Annotated in this window: 19 protein-coding genes; 7 read left to right on the top strand and 12 right to left on the bottom strand. The window is 68.0% G+C overall.

Going from position 1 to position 16,500, the window contains the following annotated elements:
• Positions 1–13 precede the first annotated feature (13 nt).
• Entirely contained in the window at positions 14–757 is a 744-nt protein-coding gene (locus AC5JBD_RS14255; protein ID WP_495722477.1) for a double zinc ribbon domain-containing protein, read from the bottom strand.
• Positions 758–801: 44 nt separating this feature from the next.
• Between AC5JBD_RS14255 and AC5JBD_RS14250 the strand changes: the two genes are divergently transcribed.
• Positions 802–1,662 carry a methyltransferase domain-containing protein gene (locus tag AC5JBD_RS14250; RefSeq protein WP_495722476.1) on the top strand — a complete coding sequence of 287 codons (861 nt, stop codon included), beginning with the start codon at positions 802–804 and terminating at the stop codon, positions 1,660–1,662.
• Here AC5JBD_RS14250 and AC5JBD_RS14245 read toward each other — a convergent pair.
• Positions 1,655–2,062, bottom strand: coding sequence for a (deoxy)nucleoside triphosphate pyrophosphohydrolase (locus tag AC5JBD_RS14245; protein ID WP_495722475.1), 408 nt, complete (start codon positions 2,060–2,062; stop codon positions 1,655–1,657). The two genes, AC5JBD_RS14250 and AC5JBD_RS14245, sit on opposite strands and share 8 nt — an antisense overlap.
• A 93-nt stretch (positions 2,063–2,155) precedes the next feature.
• Between AC5JBD_RS14245 and AC5JBD_RS14240 the strand changes: the two genes are divergently transcribed.
• Positions 2,156–2,329 (top strand): Flp family type IVb pilin, encoded by a 174-nt coding sequence (locus AC5JBD_RS14240; RefSeq protein WP_495722474.1) that lies wholly within the window; start codon positions 2,156–2,158, stop codon positions 2,327–2,329.
• Positions 2,330–2,466: 137 nt separating this feature from the next.
• Positions 2,467–2,628, top strand: a complete 162-nt coding sequence (locus tag AC5JBD_RS14235) for a Flp family type IVb pilin (protein WP_495722755.1) — start codon at positions 2,467–2,469, stop codon at positions 2,626–2,628.
• Positions 2,629–2,723: 95 nt separating this feature from the next.
• Here AC5JBD_RS14235 and AC5JBD_RS14230 read toward each other — a convergent pair whose 3' ends face one another.
• The 4 genes from AC5JBD_RS14230 to AC5JBD_RS14215 are packed head-to-tail and all read right to left on the bottom strand — an operon-like array spanning position 2,724 to position 6,560.
• Entirely contained in the window at positions 2,724–3,665 is a 942-nt protein-coding gene (locus AC5JBD_RS14230) for an acetyl-CoA carboxylase carboxyltransferase subunit alpha (protein WP_495722473.1), read from the bottom strand.
• A gap of 12 nt (positions 3,666–3,677) precedes the next feature.
• Positions 3,678–4,535 carry a tyrosine recombinase gene (locus AC5JBD_RS14225; RefSeq protein ID WP_495722754.1) on the bottom strand — a complete coding sequence of 286 codons (858 nt, stop codon included), beginning with the start codon at positions 4,533–4,535 and terminating at the stop codon, positions 3,678–3,680.
• Between the two features lie 44 nt (positions 4,536–4,579).
• On the bottom strand, positions 4,580–6,403 hold the full coding sequence (locus AC5JBD_RS14220) for a hypothetical protein (RefSeq protein ID WP_495722472.1): 1,824 nt from the start codon (positions 6,401–6,403) through the stop codon (positions 4,580–4,582).
• Positions 6,387–6,560, bottom strand: a complete 174-nt coding sequence (locus tag AC5JBD_RS14215; protein WP_495722471.1) for a hypothetical protein — start codon at positions 6,558–6,560, stop codon at positions 6,387–6,389. Before AC5JBD_RS14215 ends, AC5JBD_RS14220 begins: the two co-directional genes overlap by 17 nt.
• 47 nt (positions 6,561–6,607) lie before the next feature.
• Between AC5JBD_RS14215 and AC5JBD_RS14210 the strand changes: the two genes are divergently transcribed.
• Entirely contained in the window at positions 6,608–7,150 is a 543-nt protein-coding gene (locus AC5JBD_RS14210; protein WP_495722470.1) for a shikimate kinase, read from the top strand.
• Positions 7,147–8,253, top strand: coding sequence for a 3-dehydroquinate synthase (gene aroB / locus AC5JBD_RS14205; RefSeq protein ID WP_495722469.1), 1,107 nt, complete (start codon positions 7,147–7,149; stop codon positions 8,251–8,253). Before AC5JBD_RS14210 ends, aroB begins: the two co-directional genes overlap by 4 nt.
• On the opposite strand, the gene AC5JBD_RS14200 is transcribed toward aroB, so the two are convergent.
• The 5 genes from AC5JBD_RS14200 to radA all read right to left on the bottom strand — a co-directional run bounded on the left by AC5JBD_RS14200 (position 8,250) and on the right by radA (position 13,996).
• Entirely contained in the window at positions 8,250–10,052 is a 1,803-nt protein-coding gene (locus AC5JBD_RS14200) for a cation:proton antiporter domain-containing protein (RefSeq protein ID WP_495722468.1), read from the bottom strand. The genes aroB and AC5JBD_RS14200 overlap by 4 nt on opposite strands.
• Positions 10,052–10,486 (bottom strand): iron-sulfur cluster assembly scaffold protein, encoded by a 435-nt coding sequence (locus tag AC5JBD_RS14195; protein ID WP_495722467.1) that lies wholly within the window; start codon positions 10,484–10,486, stop codon positions 10,052–10,054. Before AC5JBD_RS14195 ends, AC5JBD_RS14200 begins: the two co-directional genes overlap by 1 nt.
• A 232-nt stretch (positions 10,487–10,718) precedes the next feature.
• Entirely contained in the window at positions 10,719–12,038 is a 1,320-nt protein-coding gene (cysS, locus tag AC5JBD_RS14190) for a cysteine--tRNA ligase (protein WP_495722466.1), read from the bottom strand.
• The gene (locus AC5JBD_RS14185; RefSeq protein WP_495722465.1) at positions 12,035–12,586 is read right to left on the bottom strand and encodes a CvpA family protein; all 552 of its coding nucleotides are present in this window, start codon (positions 12,584–12,586) and stop codon (positions 12,035–12,037) included. Before AC5JBD_RS14185 ends, cysS begins: the two co-directional genes overlap by 4 nt.
• Positions 12,587–12,628: 42 nt before the next feature.
• Positions 12,629–13,996: a DNA repair protein RadA gene (gene radA, locus AC5JBD_RS14180; protein ID WP_495722464.1), complete on the bottom strand. Its 1,368-nt coding sequence runs from the start codon at positions 13,994–13,996 to the stop codon at positions 12,629–12,631.
• 118 nt (positions 13,997–14,114) lie between these two features.
• Between radA and AC5JBD_RS14175 the strand changes: the two genes are divergently transcribed.
• Both AC5JBD_RS14175 and AC5JBD_RS14170 read left to right on the top strand, forming a co-directional pair.
• Positions 14,115–14,438 (top strand): HPF/RaiA family ribosome-associated protein, encoded by a 324-nt coding sequence (locus AC5JBD_RS14175; protein ID WP_495722463.1) that lies wholly within the window; start codon positions 14,115–14,117, stop codon positions 14,436–14,438.
• Positions 14,439–14,481: 43 nt separating this feature from the next.
• The gene (locus AC5JBD_RS14170) at positions 14,482–15,225 is read left to right on the top strand and encodes an endonuclease/exonuclease/phosphatase family protein (protein WP_495722462.1); all 744 of its coding nucleotides are present in this window, start codon (positions 14,482–14,484) and stop codon (positions 15,223–15,225) included.
• Here the strand turns inward: AC5JBD_RS14170 and AC5JBD_RS14165 are convergent.
• Positions 15,222–16,481: a serine hydrolase domain-containing protein gene (locus AC5JBD_RS14165; RefSeq protein ID WP_495722461.1), complete on the bottom strand. Its 1,260-nt coding sequence runs from the start codon at positions 16,479–16,481 to the stop codon at positions 15,222–15,224. The genes AC5JBD_RS14170 and AC5JBD_RS14165 overlap by 4 nt on opposite strands.
• Between the last annotated feature and the right edge of the window lie 19 nt (positions 16,482–16,500).

Genomic DNA, 16,500 nt, shown 5'->3' with positions numbered 1-16,500 from the left:
GGCCGCTTCTTTGTCAATGCTCGCGAACAACACGCGCCCAGGTCAGAATGTTCACGCGCGCCGCGCCTCCCCGTTTCAGGACCTTGGCGCAGGCATTGGCGGTGGCGCCGCTCGTGTAGACGTCGTCGATCAGGATGACGGTCCGATCCCGGGCACGCGCTTTCGCGGCATCGTTCATCCGGAAGGCGCCGCGCATCGCGAGCGCCCGCTCGGCCCGGCCGAGGCCCTTGAGCGGCGGCGTCGCCTTCACTCGATCAATCAGAGCAAGATCTACGGGAATGCCGCTCCGGCGGGACAGAGCAGAGGCAATCAGGGCCGATTGATTGTAGCCGCGCTTCCAGATCCGCCAGCGGTGGAGCGGCACAGGCACGAGCAAGGCATCTGCCGCATCGCCATCGAGGTGGCGCCGCATGAAATGGGCGAGCGTTTCGGCGACGGCGGGACGGCCGCTATATTTCAGCTTCAGCGCCACCTTCCGCGCGATCTCGCCATAAGCGACCGCCGAGCGCAGCCGGTCAAATGCGGGAGCGTGCGCCATGCACGCCGCGCACTCCGCGTCACTGCCGCCATCATATTCGAAAGGCAGCCCGCAGCGCACGCAGCAGGGCTCGGCAAGGAAGACGAGCGCCTGCCAGCAATCGAGGCAGAAGCGATGCGCATCCTCGACCACCAGCCCGCAGCCGGGGCAGCGTGGCGGCAGCGCGAAATCGACGACCTGGCGAACCGCGCCCCGCGCGATCTGCATGGCGACCTGCATCCATCTCTTGTCGGTCAGAGGGCGGGGCGGCACAAGCCTCGACGATGGACACGCCCTTCGATCGCCGCCTGCGCCGCCGCCGCCGCGACCGGGCAGCGCCTAGGTTCGGCGAAGCGGATTACCTCTATCGCCATGCCGCCGAGGACCTGCTCGACCGATTGGACTCGGTGACGCGCAGCTTCACGCAGGCGCTCGACCTTGGCTGCGCCGGCGGCCTTCTCAGCGATCAACTCCGCGCACGGGGTCTCGAAGTGGTTTCCGCCGATCCCGGATTGCTGTTCGCACGCCAGGCGAACGGGATCGTCTGCGACGAAGACCAGCTTCCCTTTGCCGACGGCTCCTTCGACCTCATCGTTTCCGTCGGCGTGCTTGACAGCGTCAACGACCTGCCCGGCGCGCTGACCCTGATCCGCCGCGTGCTGCGGCCGGACGGCCTCTTCCTCGGCGCTTTTGCTGGAGCAGGAAGCCTGCCGCGTCTTCGCGCCGCCATGCTCGCCGCAGACGCCCTCGGCGATGGCGCCTCCCCCCGCATTCATCCCCAGATCGACGTGCGGGCAGCGGGCGACCTCCTCGCCAGAGCGGGGTTCGCGCTGCCGGTGGCGGATTCGGCGCGGATCGACGTCCGCTTTCCACACCTCTTCGCGCTGATCGCCGATTTGCGGCGGATGGGCGCCACCAACGTCCTCGCCTCGCGCTCGCGGCGGCCGATCGGACGCTCCGGGCTCGCTGCGGCGGCGGCGGATTTCGCTGCCGCTGCCGAGTCGGACGGCAAAACTGTCGAACATTTTGACATCATCCACGTCTCGGGCTGGGCGCCCTCGCCCGATCAGCCGCGTCCCGCCCGCCGCGGCAGCGCGACGGCATCGCTCGCCCACACCCTGCCGCCGCCCTCCGGAATCAGATGAGCGCCTCCAGCAGCGGGATCAGGGGCGCGTCGGCGGGCGGCATTTCAGCCGGAACCATTTCGTTCGGCCTCAGCCACTTGAGCGCGTTGGCATCGAGGGCCCGCGGCTCTCCGCGCCACCCTCGGCAAAGATAGAGGAGCAGGACCAGATGCCGCTCACCGAGCGGCGCGCTGGCAAAGGCGGCCGGGACGAGCGAGGCGGCATCGACATCGATGCCGAGCTCCTCCTTCAACTCGCGGACCAGCGCCGCCTCCGGGCGCTCGCCTGGCTCGACCTTTCCGCCCGGAAACTCCCACAGTCCCGCCATTTGCCGCCCTGGCGCCCGCTGCTGAAGCAGTACCCTGCCCGCCGCGTCGACGAGCGCGCCGGCCACGACCAGCAGCGTCGGACTTTTTTCCACTTCATCGCTCCCAGGTAGGCATTTGTTAAGAAGTTGAGGGATATTTCATCGTTCAAGCAGGAGAACTGCACTGTTCGCTGAGGGGCAAAAGAAATGATGCGGCTGCTCAAAAGAATAAGGCGGGACGAGCGCGGGGCGACGGCCATTGAATATGGTCTGATCTGCTCGCTGATCGTCATCGCCATGGTCGCCGCACTTAACAGATTTGCTGATACAACCACAGGCATGTGGAACAACGTGTCGAACACTGTGCAGGAGAATTCATAAGTTTCGATCCGATGCGAGGGAGCTTAAGCTTTTGGCAACGTCTCTCCCATAGGAATCGAAAGGTCCGCCTCAGCTAATTCTTTGAGAGGGGGCATGGAAGTGTGGACTTCCAAACGTGGAACAGGAGACCGGAAATGCTGAAGTTTTTCAAGCTGATCAAGGACGAGAAGGGTGCCACCGCCATCGAGTACGGCCTGATCGCCGCGCTCATCGCCGTCGCCGCGGTTACCGCGATGACGGGCCTGGGTGAGAGCATCGGCAACACGTTCAACAACGTGTCGGACGCGATGGAAGGCTAAGCCTTCACGTTGATCCGAAAGGATCGGCTAGGGCGCGGGCGGCGGGACATCGATTCCGCCGCCCGAATTCTTTTCAGCGCGGTAGACGGGCCCGCCTAGCCGATGGCGAGGAACTTGGCCCGGCGCTCGCGGCGGATTTCGTCGCCCGTCTTGCTTCCGAAGCCTTGCAACTCTTCCGAGATCGCATCGCCGAGCATGCGGATCGCCTCGTTAGGACTGCGATGGGCGCCGCCGACCGGTTCGGAGACGATGCGATCAACCACGCCGAGCTGCTTGAGGTGGTCCGCGGTGACGCGCATCGCCTCGGCCGCATCGGCGGCTCGGTCGGCGGTGCGCCACAATATGGACGCGCAGCCCTCGGGCGAGATGACGGCATAGACGGAATGCTCCAGCATCAGCACGCGGTTGGCGGCAGCGAGGGCAATCGCCCCGCCGGAGCCCCCCTCTCCCACCACCGCGGCAATGAGCGGCACGGAGAGCGACAGGCACTGCTCGGTCGAGCGCGCGATCGCTTCCGCCTGGCCACGCTCCTCCGCCTGCACACCGGGGAAGGCGCCGGGCGTATCGACCAGGGTCACCACCGGCAGACCGAACCGATCGGCCAGCTGCATCAGGCGGATCGCCTTGCGATAGCCTTCGGGCTTGGCCATTCCGAAATTGTGCTTCAGGCGGCTGGCGGTGTCGTCGCCTTTCTCATGGCCGATCAGCATGATCCTGCGGCCGCCAAGCTTACCGAGACCACCGACGATCGCTTGGTCCTCGGCGAAGTTGCGGTCGCCCGATAGCGGCACGAAATCCTCTATGAGGCCGGCCACATAATCCTTGAAGTGCGGCCGCTCCGGATGACGGGCGACCTGCGTCTTTTGCCACGGGGTCAGCCGCGCATAAGTGTCGCGTAGCATCCGGTCGGACTTGGCCTGGAGCTTCTCGATCTCGGCATCGATGTTGAGCGAGCCCGCGTCGGCGGTCTCCCGCAGCTCGGCGACGCGCGCGTCGAGCTCGGCCAAAGGTTTTTCGAAATCGAGGAAAGTCGCCATGCGAGGCGCGGGTTAGGGCCGCCCGGACTTGGCGTCAACGAGGGGGTGCCGGCTGTTCACCAGCTCGATAAGTCGCCGCGAGTCGACATGAGTGTAGATCTGGGTGGTCGCGATATCGGCATGGCCGAGCAGCATCTGGAGCGCGCGAAGATCGGCGCCGCCCTCAAGCAGGTGGGTCGCGAACGCATGACGGAGCACGTGAGGGCTGATCCGCTCGGGCGGGATGCCGGCCGAGGCGGCGAGCTCCTTCACCAGCTGATAGAGGCGGACGCGGCTGAGATGCTTCTTCCCCGACGGGAACAGCCAGAGCGAGTCCTTCGGCACGAGCTCCGCCCATTCGGCGACGGCGGCGCGAGCGCGGTCGGAGATCGGCACCAGCCGCTCCTTGCCGCCTTTGCCGCGCAGGAAGAGATACGGCTTGTCGGGAGAAATCGCGTTGCGCGGGAGCGACACGAGCTCGGTCGCCCGCAGGCCCGATCCGTAGAGAAGCTCGATCAGAGCCGCCATGCGCAGCGTCGCGGCACTCTCGGTTTCAAGCTTTCGGCGCTCGATCTCGGCGAAGAGCTTGTCGACCGCGGAGTGGTCCAGCACCTTGGGCAGCGACCGCTCGCTTGCCGGTCGCGGCAACCCGGCGGAAGGATCGTCCGGGCGCATTCCCTCGTCGTTCAGAAAGGCAAAGAAGCGGCGCAGCGCTGCGGATTTCCTGGCGACACTTGCCCGCTTCAGATCCCGCCACGCCTCCGCAAGCGAGCCGAGCTTCTCCTCCGACGCGGCGGCGAGACCGCCCCCCAGCAGTTCGGAGGCGCCGCGGAGGTCGCGTTCGTAGGCGAGCAAAGTGTTCCGCGCCGCCCCGGCTTCGGCCGCCATCATCTCGAGGAACGCGCCGATAAGCTGGCGATCCTCTCCCGCTGCGGTCACAGCCGGGCGATCGCCTCGGCCGCGATCATCCTCGCTTCATATTGGAGACCGACGCGAGAGAGGGCGCGGACGACCTGGTAGAGGTGGGAGGGCGGCACGCCGCGCCAGTCGCCGGTCTGCATGCCGATGCCGGCGAGCAGCGCGACCGTCCCCGGCTGACCAGTCTCGGCGGCGCGCGCCAGGGCGCGGGTCCAGCCGTTCTGGGCGCCGAGCTGGATGCCGAGATCCTGCGCAAGGCCGTTGGCAGTGTTGGCGTCGATCCGGCCTAGGCCGGCAAGCGCCGCGACGAGCAGCTTGGTCGCATGCGTATCCTCGCTCTCGTCGCTGCCCTGGAAGGTTTCGATTCGTCCGGCGCTGATCTCCACGCTTGGCCGCGGCGAGGCCAGCGCGAGCATCGCCCAGGCGCGGTCGGCCCTGCGGCCCTCATCCATGCCACCAACGACGTTCGACCAGCGCGCGGCGCGCTCGTCAAAACCGGCAGTGAGCATTGAGGCGATCAGCCGCGGCGCGTCCTCCGAGAATTGCGCGGCGGCAGGAATCCGCGCGGCAGCGCTGGCGGTGAGGATCAGCCGTGCGTGCCGATCATCAGCATTCTCTCCGGCATCGTCCCAGAGCCGGCGCATCTCGGCGAGGCGCGCCGCAGGATTGCGCGCGGTGTAGGCCACGCGCAGCCTGTTGCCGAGAGAGTCGGCGATCTCCGACGGATCGGTCGTGTCGAGCAGCAGGCTGTAGATGTCGACCAGGGAGCGGTTGGAGAAGACGCCGAGGGAGGCGGCCACGTTGGACGCCGCCAGACGCTCCTCAAGCGGCAGCATCGGCGCGCGTGCCTGCCAGGCGAGGACATGACGGCCGGCACCGTTGAGGAGCCGCGCCGGGATCTCGAGCCCGGTGGCGCTGGCAAGACCGAAGCGCCAGCTGTTGACCGAAGGGACATCGTCCCACTCGATCGTCACGGCGCGCCGGGTGTTGGCGCCCGCGCCCACCACCTTCTCCGCGAGATCGATGTCGATCGCATCGAGGCTGCTCCGGCGCCGGGCCTGGTCGATCAGGGTGCTCGACTGGCCGGGCTCACCGGACAGCGACGCGCACATCGCTTCGGCGAGCGGCCAGACCGGCTCGTCCGACGTCTCCCGGCCCGGGTCGACGAGCGGGCACAAAGCCGCGGGATCGGCGGTGGCGAGCGCCGTCTGGACCGCGATCGCGAACATCTTCGGCGTGAACTGGTCGACGTCGACCGCCTGGACGAGCATCCGGGCGGCGTCGGCTTCACCCATGCGAAGCAGCAGCCAGGCGCGCTCGGCGACCCAGTCGACCGGGTTCACGGAAGCTGGCGCCTGGGTCGGCGTCAGCAGGGCGCGGCGCAGCAGGATCGAGCCCCAGCGCGACGGCAAGGGCGCGTCGAGGCGACGCATCAGGGTGGAGAGGAAGCGGCCGTTGGCATTGCCATAGGCTGCCGGTCCGAGGCTCCATTCCTCGTCTATCGCGCCGACGAAATCTGCCGAACGCCGGGAAGCGTCCGGGATCTCGATCGGCGGCTCGGTCGGGATCAGCTCCTCGAGCGCGGCGAGATCCTCGGGCGAGAATTCCTCGATGCCGCCCCCGAACGGCACGGCCCCGCGCGGCGCCGGCGTGGGCGTCGCGGTGCCGGTCGGGCCCGGCGTGGGCTCGCTCGTCGGCTCGGGCGTCGGCTCCGGCGCATCGGGATCGCCGAAGCCGGGCGGCAACAGCGATTCGGGCGTCTGCTGGCCGATGGCGGGGATCGCCATGGCCAGCGCCGCCGCGCCGCTCAGCAGCAGGATGAGCTTATTTGCCGACCGCATTCGTGACATCCTGCTCGACGCGCTGGGTCGGCACCTCGGTATCGACGTTGGAAAGATAGACCATGCCGCCGATGATGAGCAGGAGCAGTATCAGGAGAAGAACCGGGACGGGCGACCGGCGCCGCCTGACCGGAGCAAAGCTGGATGTTCTACGCATGGCGGCCTTTTGCCCCACGCCGAGGCTCCCTGTATAGCCCCCGCGGCATGGGCTCCGCGCTTCCTCGCATCGACCGATCGATCGTCCTGGTGGGGCTGATGGGAGCCGGCAAATCGACCGTCGGCCGGCGGCTGGCGAAGCGGCTCGGCATGGACTTCGTCGATTCGGACGACGAGATCGAGCGGGCGGCCGACCACAAGATCTCCGAGATCTTCGACCGCTTCGGCGAGGACAGCTTCCGCGACGGCGAGCGGCGGGTGATCGCACGGCTGATCGACGGGCCGCCCAAGGTGATTGCGACGGGCGGCGGCGCGTTCCTGCACGAACAGACGCGGCGGCTGATCCTCGAGCGATGCATTGCCATCTGGCTCGACGCCGATATCGAGATTCTCGCCGAGCGGGTGTCGCGCCGCGACCATCGGCCGCTTCTGAGGGACAGGGAGCCGGTTCCGCTCCTCCAGGAGCTCTCGCTGCGACGCAATCCGATCTATGCGGAGGCGCATCTTCACGTGCGCAGCCAGCCGGCCCCGCACGAGCGGGCGGTGGAGGCGATCATCCAGCGCCTCGCCGAGCGCGGGGCTCCGTCGTGAAACAGGTCGAGGTCGTGCTCGGCGCACGTGCATACCCCGCCGTAATCGGCGAGCGGCTGCTCGACCGCGCCGGCGAGCTCCTGGCGCCGTTCGCGAGAAACGGCCGTCTCATCGTAGTCACCGACGAGAATGTCGCCTCTGCGCAGGGGGGAAGGCTGCGAGATGGATTGCGAAGCGGCGGGCTCAAGGCCGACGTGGTCGTGCTTCCGCCGGGCGAAAGCAGCAAGAGCTGGGACATGCTCGCGCGGCTGATCGACAATCTGGTGGAGCTCGGGGTGGAGCGCGGCGACTACGTCGTCGCCTTCGGCGGCGGGATGGTCGGAGACCTCACGGGTTTCGCGGCAGCCATCCTCAAGCGAGGCTGCTTCTACGTGTCGCTGCCCACCTCTTTGCTCGCGCAGGTGGATTCCTCTGTCGGCGGCAAGACGGCGATCAATGTCCGGGCCGGCAAGAACCTGGTCGGAGCCTTTCATCAGCCATCGACGGTGCTGATCGACATCTCGACGCTCGAGACGCTCCCCGAGCGGGAACTGCGGGCGGGCTATGCGGAGGTCATGAAATACGGGTTGATCGGAGATCCGGCCTTCTTCGCATGGTGCGAGGCGAACGGTGCTGCGCTCATCGCTGGCGATGCCGAGGCGCGGATGCATGCGATCGAGACCGGCGTGCGGATGAAGGCGGCGATCGTCGCCGAGGACGAGCGGGAGACGAGCGGGCGCCGCGCCTTGCTCAACCTCGGCCATACGTTCGGCCATGCGCTGGAGGCGGAGACCGGCTTTTCCGAGCGGCTCCTCCACGGCGAGGCGGTGGCGCTCGGCATGGCACTCGCCTTCCGCTTCTCGGCGCGCCGAGGCCTTTGCCCGCTGGCCGATGCCGAACGGGTCGAGCGCCATCTCGGCGCTGTCGGACTGCCGATCAGTCTCGCTCAGGCGGGACTCGACGCCTCCGGCGAGCGGCTCGTCGGCCACATGGCGAGCGACAAGAAAAGGTCCGGGGGAAGACTGCCCTTCATCCTGGTGCGCGGCATCGGGGACGCCTTTGTCGACGCGACCGTCGAGCCGGCAGAGGTGATCGCCTTCCTCGACGAGGAAGCACGGCACTAGCCCGGCTCCCGCTCCGCCGCCTTCTCGTCGTCGGGGAGTGGGCGGTCGGGGCGGAACATCAGGTGCTCGGTATCGTGGAGGTCGCCCGAGGCGCTCTGGCCGCGAAGGCGCTCGGCATCGCGGCGGCGGAACTCGCGCTCGACCCGGCCCACTTCCTCCTCCGAAACGCAGAAGCATTTGAGTGCGTCGCGGCCCATGTGGACAGCGGATTCGAAGGTCTCGCGGTAGGTGCCGGCGAGATCGACGCCGGCGAGCGCGATCAGCTGGCGGCGGTCGAAGGCGCGGACATAGACCGCGGCGTGGGGGAAGGCCTCGAGGATCGGTTCCATCTTCTTGGCGTTCAGCGAATCTCCGTCGATGCAGAAGAGGAGTGCCTTCGCCTCGGCCGCCCCCGCGGCACGAAGCAGGTCGAGGCGGGTGCCGTCGCCATAATAGACTTTCGTGTTGAACGTGCCGGCGAGCTCGATCTGGCTCGGCTTGGAATCGATGAGGGTCAGGCTGATCCCCTTAGCCAACAGCATCTGCGCCACCGTCTGTCCGAAGCGGCCGTAGCCGATCACGATCGCGCTCGATTCGTCGGACTTCTCCGGCCCGTCCAGGTCCCTGCCACCGTCGAGCTGGGCGCGCCGGTCGAACCAGGCGTTGAACATCATCAGGAACGGCGTCGTCGCCATGGAAAGCGTGACGATCGCGCTGAACAGGCTCGCCGCCTCCGGCTCGATCAGCAGCGCACCCTGCGCCGCGGCGAACAGGACGAAGGCGAACTCGCCGCCCTGGCTCAGCAGCAGGCCGAGCTTGACGGCGCGCCGCGTCTCCATGCGGAACGCCTTGGCGAGGCCGAACAGCACCAGCGCCTTGGTGGCGACCAAGGCCGCAGCCATGCCGATCACGAACAGCGGCCGCTCGGCCACGGCGCTGAGGTCCAGCATCATTCCCACCGCGACGAAGAAGAGGCCGAGGAGGATCGAACGGAACGGTTCGATGTCGACCTCGAGCTCGTGACGGTAGGGGGAATCGGCCAGCATCACGCCGGCGACGAAAGCGCCCAGCGCGGTCGAAAGGTGGAGCGACTGCATCACCGCCGCACTGGCAAGCACGGTGAAGAGCCCCGCCACCACGAACAATTCGCGCTCGCTGACGCGTCCGACGATCTGGAACAAGGGGTTGATGAGGAAACGGCCGGCCAGAACGAGGCCGATGATGGCGCCGACGGTGTAGAGGCCGAGCACCCAGCCCGGAGGTGCCGCCGGGTCGGGCGCCGCGCGCGACATCGCTGCGATGATCGTGATCAGCGGCACGATCGAGAGGTCCTGGAATAGCAGGACCGAAAAGGCGCGCTCGCCGGTGGGGGTGTTGATGGAGCCGTCGGAGCGCAGGCTCGGCAGGACCTGCGCCGTCGAGGACAAGGCGAGCGGGAGCCCGATCGCGAGCGCCGCCGCAGCGGAGAAGCCGGTCACGACATAGACCACGCCGGCAAGCACAAGCCCGGCAACCGCGACCTGGAGCAGGCCTAGCCCGAAGATGTCGCGCTTCAGGCGCCAGAGCCGGCTCGGGTGCAGCTCCAGCCCGACGAGGAAGAGCAGCAGGACGATACCGAGATCGGCAATGCCGAGGATTGCTTCAGCGGGGATGCCGACGAGACCGAGGCCCTGCGCGCCCATCAACGCTCCGGCGACGAGGTAGCCGAGCACCGCGCCAAGGCCGAGCCTGCGGAAAAGGGTGACGAACGCCATCGCCACCCCGAGCATGATGACGCCGTCCCGGAGGACGATCGCCGCCGCGCCTGCACCGTGCTCCATCAGCGGCGCGCCCGCGCGGCCTCGCGCGCCGCCTCGGCAGCCGCGTCGAAGGCAAGCAGGATCGAAGGATGGCGCGCCTTATAGGGCTGAGCGGGGCGGAGGAGGTCGAGACCCGGCCAGTCGCCCGGATCGCCGCGGCGGCCATCGAGGAATTCGGCGAGCGCATCGCGCGCCCGCGCCAGCTCACCGCCGCTCCGCCCGACGGCATGGGCGCCCAGCAGGGCGGCCGATGCCTGGCCGAGCGCACAGGCCTTCACCTCCTGGCCGAGCTCGGCGACCCGCCCCTCCTCGTCCAGCACGACATCGATCGCTACGCGGCTGCCGCAGGTCGGGGAGCGCTTTTCCACCGAGGCCTGCGGATGCTCCAGCCGGTGCTGGTGCGGGATCGAGGCGGCCAGACGCAGGATATCGCGATTGTAGAGGGCGGCGGTCATCCGGCGCCCTCCGAGTCGGCAGCGTAAGGCCGGGGTGAAAGTCGATGGTGCGGAGGTGAAGCTGACATAACTGACACATGCCATCCGGACCGTGTCGGCCTGGCGCGGAGAGCTGCCGCGAGATCAGCAAGGTCGGTCGGAGAGGAGGGACGGAACGCCATGAAGTTCACCCCATGCTCCTCGATCCTACTAGTCAAGTGCATGCATTGGTGCCGCGGATAACCGAGGTCGCTCAGGCCCGGCGCCAGCTGGTGCCGGTTGGGCCGTCTTCGAGCAGTATCCCTTCCTCCGCCAGTTCGGTGCGGATGCGATCGGCCTCGGCGAAATTGCGTTCCTTCTTCGCAGCAGCGCGGGCGGCCATGAGGGATTCTATGCGATCGTCGGCCGCGCCGCCCTGAAACCATTCGGACTGGCTCGCGCCGAGCAGGCCGAGCAGGCCCGCACTCGCACGAAGCCTAGCCGGATCGGTGATCGCCGACAGCCTCGACAGGGCAAGCGGTGTGTTGAGGTCGTCGGCAAGGGCATCGATCACGTCGGCGTCGATCTCCCCTGCCCCCGCATCTCCGGCATTTCGGTAGAGCCGGTCCAGCGTGGACTTGCTCTGCGCAATCAGCTGCGAGGACCATTCGAGCGGCTGACGATAATGGGCCGAGAGCAAGGCGAAGCGAAGCACCTCGCCCTTGTGTCCCTGCTCCAGCAGCTCGCCCACCGTCATGACATTGCCGAGGGACTTGGACATCTTCTCGCTGCCGGCCATGGAAAGAAAGCCGTTGTGCAGCCAGTAGCGGGCGAGCGGCGCGCCGCCATGCGCGCAGCGGCTCTGGGCGAGCTCATTCTCGTGGTGGGGGAAGATGAGGTCGTTGCCGCCGGCGTGGATGTCGATCGTCTCGCCGAGATGACGCTCGATCATGGCGGAGCATTCGATGTGCCAGCCGGGGCGTCCCCTCCCCCACGGACTGTCCCAGCCGATCACCTGCGGATCGGACGGCTTCCAGAGGACGAAATCGGCCGGATCCTTCTTGTAGGATGCCACATCCACCCGCGCGCCGGCGATCATCGCGTCGCGGTCGCGCCGGCCGAGCGCGCCGTAATCCGGATCGGACGGCACATCGAAGAGGACGTGGCCATCGGCTTCATAAGCGTGGCCCGCGGCGATCAGACGCGCGATCATCGCAATCATCTCGCCGATATGCTCGGTCGCCCTAGGCATGAACGTCGGCGGCAGCACCGCCAGCGCAGCCATGTCGTCCAGGAAGATCCGCTCGTACCGTTCGGTCACCGATGACGGGTCGACGCCTTCGGACCGTGCGGCATCGATGATCTTGTCGTCGACGTCGGTGAAGTTGCGGGCATAAAGGAGGCTGTCGGCGCCGTAGCGATGGCGGATCAGCCGGCCGAGCACGTCGAAGACAACATAAGGACGCGCATTGCCGATATGGGCGCGATTGTAGACCGTCGGGCCGCAGACGTACATCGTGACGCGACTTGGGTCGGCGGGCGTGAAGACGCGCTTCTCCCGCGCCATCGTGTCGTGGAGGCGGATCTCGCTCACTGGGCGGCGTCCGCTTCATTCCTGAGGTAAGGTTGCGCGGCCTCGCGGCGCTCGCGGGTGCGGCGGGCCTCGACGAAATCGACTATGGCGCGGCCGCTGGCGTTGAGCAGGGGCCAGGTGCGGGACTGCGCCATCCATTGCGGGCGCTCGGCGCTGCGGCCGTAGATGGTGTCGTAGACGAGGCTCGCGGCGAGATAGAGCAGGGTGGCGAGGATCAGCCCCTTCAGCGCGCCGAAGCCGGCGCCGAGGACGCGGTCGAAGGGACCCACCACTGAACGCTTCGTGGCGGTGCCGATCTGGCGGGCGATGAGCTTGCCGGCGATGAAGACGATGCCGAAAACCAGAGCGAAGGCGAGCACGGCCGCGCCGGTGCCGACGCCGGAAAGCGCGGCCGTTGCGGGCGTGTGGAAGAATTTGAGCGCGACGATCGCCGCCACCCAGGCGAGCAGCGACAGCACCTCGCCGATGAAGCCGCGCATGAAGCCGAGCACGAGCCCGCCGCCGACGAGCAGGAGGACGATGATGTCGAGAGCGGTAAGCGAACCCATGAGGAGGTGCTAATCCAGGAACTGAGGGGTTGGAAGTGGCGGCTAGCGGCCGAGCAGGTGATCGACGAGTTGCGCGAGGGTGCGAAAGCCGGTGAGGCGAAGCGGGCTCTTATCCGACGCGAGCGAGGAGGGCACGAGCGCGCGCTCGAAGCCGAGCTTGGCGGATTCCTTGAGGCGCAGCGCGCCATGGGCGACGGGGCGGAGCTCGCCGGACAGGGCGACTTCGCCGAAGGCGACGCTTTCCGCCGGCACGGGCCGCTCGGAGAGCGCGGAGACCAGGGCGGCGGCGACCGCCAGATCGGCGGCGGGGTCGCTGAGCCGGTAGCCGCCGGCGACGTTCAGATAGACCTCGGCCGTCGAGAAGCTGAGGCCGCAGCGCGCCTCCAGCACCGCCAGGATCATGGCGAGCCGGCCGCTGTCCCAGCCGACTACCGCCCGGCGCGGCGTCGCGCCGCTGGCGAGGCGGACGGTCAGCGCCTGGACCTCGACCAGCACCGGACGCGTCCCCTCAAGCGCAGGGAAGACGACTGCGCCCGCCACCGCCTCGCCGCGGTGGGTGAGGAACAGGGCCGAGGGATTGGCGACCTCCGTCAGGCCCTCCTCGACCATGGCGAAGACACCGATCTCGTCGGTGCCGCCGAAGCGGTTCTTGGCGGCGCGCAGGATGCGATATTGGTGGCTGCGCTCGCCCTCGAAGCTCAGCACGGTGTCGACCATATGCTCGAGCACGCGCGGGCCGGCGATGCTGCCGTCCTTGGTGACGTGGCCGACCAGGACGAGCGCGGCGCCGGTCTCCTTGGCGAAGCGGATCAGCTCCTGCGCCGAGGCGCGGACCTGGCTGACGGTGCCGGGGGCGCCCTCGATCAGGTCGGAATGCATGGTCTGGATCGAATCGATCACGACCAGAGCCGGAGGGGCGTCGCCGAGCGTCGTCAGAATGTCGCGCACGGAAGTGGCGGCGGCGAGCTGCACAGGGGCGCTGCCGAGGCCGAGACGGCGGGCGCGCAGGCGCACCTGGTCCGCGGCTTCCTCGCCTGAAATATAGGCGACGGACGGGCCGCGCGAAGCGATCCGCGCCGCCGCCTGGAGCAAAAGCGTCGACTTGCCGATGCCGGGATCGCCGCCGATCAGGGTCGCCGAACCGGCGACGAGGCCGCCGCCCAATGCGCGGTCGAACTCCGCGATGCCGGTGCTGGTGCGGGCGGGAAGCTCAACCTCCGCATCGAGACCGACCAGGGCGACCGGACGACCGCCGCTCCTGAGGTCGTGCCGCGCTGCGAATGGCGTCACCACCGCGCCCGCATCCTCGACGAGGCTATTCCATTCGGAGCAGTCGCTGCACTGGCCCTGCCAGCGGCTGCTGATCGAGCCGCAGGCCTGGCACACATATCGTTTACGAAGCTTCGCCATCCTGCCCCGAGACGTAGCCAGCGCCCGCGCCCGCAGCCAGCGATTTTCGGGGCGAGAGGGAACGGCTCGCCGCGCCTGGCATTGGTCAGGGCAACTTAGATGAGTGGAGTTCCGTCACGTGTTCATCCAAATCAATACCGATAACCAAGTCCAAAGCGATGCCGAGCGCGACGCGCGCATCGAGGAGCAGGTGCGCCAGCGCCTCGCCCGCTTCGAGAACCGGATCACCGACGTCGAAATCCATGTCTCCGACGTCAACGGCCCGAAGGGCGGCAATGCCGACCTCAGGTGCACGCTGGAGGCGCGGGTTAACGGCGTGCCGCCGGTGGCGGTGACGGACGAAGGCAATACGGTCGACCGGGCGATCATCGGGGCGGCCAAGAAGGCGGTGCGCGCGCTCGACCATCAACTCGGCAAGCTGGCCGATACGAAGGGACATTGAGCGCAGGCGCCGCCCTGAAGGCGGATCAGAGGCCGCGCACCGAATGCTGAAGCGTGCCGAGAAGGAGGGCGACGTGGCGGCGGATACCCGCACGATCACGGTCGCCAGCTACAATATGCGCAAGGCGATCGGCACCGACCGGCGGCGGCGGCCGGAGCGGACGCTGGAAGTGCTGAACGAGGTCGATGCGGACGTCGTCGTGCTGCAGGAGGCCGATCGCCGCTTCGGACCTCGCGTCAGTGCGCTGCCGCTCGACCTCATCGAGCGGCATACGGACTACAAGCCAGTCGATTACGACACGCGGATCGAGAGCATCGGCTTCCACGGCAATGCGATGCTGGTGCGCAAGGATGCCGAGATCCTGGACCAGGCGGTGCTTCCCCTCCCCTCGCTCGAGCCGCGCGGCGCGATCCTCGCGGACCTCAGGGTCGGCGGTCAGGCACTCCGCGTCGTCGGCATGCACCTCGACCTTTCGGGCTTGTGGCGTCGGCGTCAGGCACTGGCCATCCTGGCGCATCTGAAGGCGCGCGACGGCGACCCGCCGACGGTGCTGATGGGCGACCTCAACGAGTGGAGCGCCAATGGCGGCTGCCTTCGCGATTTCGGCCAGGACCACCGCTTCGCCGACTGCGGCCGCAGCTTTCACGCGCGGCGGCCGATCGCCCAGCTCGACCGCATCATGGTAAGCGGCCAGCTCGAAGTCGTCGAGAGCGGCGCGCATATGAGCGAGACCGCGCGACGGGCCTCGGACCATCTGCCGATCTGGGCGCGGATCAGGCCCGTCTAGCTGCCGTTGGTGGCTTCTTCGGGTGGAGCCGGCGGGCGCTCGATCAACTTGTCGAGGTCGAGCCAGTCCTTGGCCGGGAGCTGGTAGATCATGTCCATCACCTCGAACTCGAGGCCGGCGGGCTGGTTGGTCGACGTGTTCCAGAGGGCAACGACGCCGCTCTTGCGCTCGGGATCGAACATGATCAGCGAGCGGTAGCCTGTGACTCCGCCGCGATGGCCGATGACGCGGTAGCCGGCATAATTGTAGATCCGCCAGCCAAGCCCGTAGGCCGAGCTGCTGAGGCGCTCGCGGAACTTGCGCATGCGGCGGAGCTCGCCCGGCGTCACCGCGCGGGGCGACTGGACGCTCTCCAGCGCGCGCGACGAGAGCACGCTCGGCTCCAGCCCCATCTGCGCCTGCATCCAGATGGCGAGGTCCTTGATCGAGCTGTTGACGCCGCCGGCGGCGGGCACGCGATAATAGGAGTCGGTCACCTCGACCGGCCGGGGATTGTTCCCGCCGACATGCGGGCGCGCCCAATTGGGCGAGGTCAGCAGCGCTTCGCGGCTCATGTTCGCCGAGGTCATGCCGAGCGGCAGGAACAGCCGCTCGCGAACGGCTTCCTGATAGGACTTGCCCGTGACACGCTCGACGATGTCGCTCGCCGCGTCATAGGCGACATTCTGGTAGGCGTGGCAGGTCGCCGGCGGACAGATCGCGTTGAGGGTGGCGAGATTCGCGCGCAGCAGCCGCGCATCCTGCCCGTCCTCCAGCTTCGAATCCTGGGCGTGGGCGAACAGGCCGAGCCGGTGCGACAGGACGTCGGAGACGGTCGCCTTGTGCTCGTTGCCGCCGGGGAGCCTCAGGCTTGCGGAATATTTGGCGACCGGCTCGTAGAGCGAGAGCTTGTTCTCGTCGGCGAGCTTGGCGACCATGTCGGCGGCGACGCCCTTCGACACGGAGGCCCAGCGGAACATGGTGTTGGCATCGACCGGCTGGCCGCTGCCTTCGAACGTCTCGCCATAGCCTTTGAGGAAGCGGATCTGGCCATGCTCGACGACGCCGACGGCGAGCGCGACCATGTCCTCTTCCTGCATCAGCCGGGTGAGGCGTTCGTCCAGCCGACGATAGTCGACGGTGCTGGGCTTGTCGCTCGCCGCATCGGCGATCTCGGCGGCGCTGCGATCGACGCGCTTGTCCGAAGCGGCATCGCTGCCGCCATAGGAGACAATGGAAGGGCCGATGATCGCGGCCGCTGCAACCAGCGTCGCCACGGACGCAAACAGGATCCGC

The organism is Allosphingosinicella sp., from assembly GCF_059502505.1.
Note: the sequence above shows the minus strand (reverse complement) of the source record. Positions and strands in the feature narration are given on the sequence as shown.

Bases quoted from the DNA above. Each gene is read 5' to 3' on its own strand.
- AC5JBD_RS14255 (WP_495722477.1), bottom strand. From the start codon at position 757: ATGCAGGTCGCCATGCAGATCGCGCGGGGCGCGGTTCGCCAGGTCGTC.
- AC5JBD_RS14250 (WP_495722476.1), top strand. From the start codon at position 802: ATGGACACGCCCTTCGATCGCCGCCTGCGCCGCCGCCGCCGCGACCGG.
- AC5JBD_RS14240 (WP_495722474.1), top strand. From the start codon at position 2,156: ATGATGCGGCTGCTCAAAAGAATAAGGCGGGACGAGCGCGGGGCGACG.
- AC5JBD_RS14230 (WP_495722473.1), bottom strand. From the start codon at position 3,665: ATGGCGACTTTCCTCGATTTCGAAAAACCTTTGGCCGAGCTCGACGCG.
- AC5JBD_RS14225 (WP_495722754.1), bottom strand. From the start codon at position 4,535: ATGATGGCGGCCGAAGCCGGGGCGGCGCGGAACACTTTGCTCGCCTAC.
- AC5JBD_RS14220 (WP_495722472.1), bottom strand. From the start codon at position 6,403: ATGCGGTCGGCAAATAAGCTCATCCTGCTGCTGAGCGGCGCGGCGGCG.
- AC5JBD_RS14215 (WP_495722471.1), bottom strand. From the start codon at position 6,560: ATGCGTAGAACATCCAGCTTTGCTCCGGTCAGGCGGCGCCGGTCGCCC.
- AC5JBD_RS14210 (WP_495722470.1), top strand. From the start codon at position 6,608: ATGGGCTCCGCGCTTCCTCGCATCGACCGATCGATCGTCCTGGTGGGG.
- AC5JBD_RS14200 (WP_495722468.1), bottom strand. From the start codon at position 10,052: ATGGAGCACGGTGCAGGCGCGGCGGCGATCGTCCTCCGGGACGGCGTC.
- AC5JBD_RS14195 (WP_495722467.1), bottom strand. From the start codon at position 10,486: ATGACCGCCGCCCTCTACAATCGCGATATCCTGCGTCTGGCCGCCTCG.
- AC5JBD_RS14185 (WP_495722465.1), bottom strand. From the start codon at position 12,586: ATGGGTTCGCTTACCGCTCTCGACATCATCGTCCTCCTGCTCGTCGGC.
- radA (WP_495722464.1), bottom strand. From the start codon at position 13,996: ATGGCGAAGCTTCGTAAACGATATGTGTGCCAGGCCTGCGGCTCGATC.
- AC5JBD_RS14170 (WP_495722462.1), top strand. From the start codon at position 14,482: ATGCTGAAGCGTGCCGAGAAGGAGGGCGACGTGGCGGCGGATACCCGC.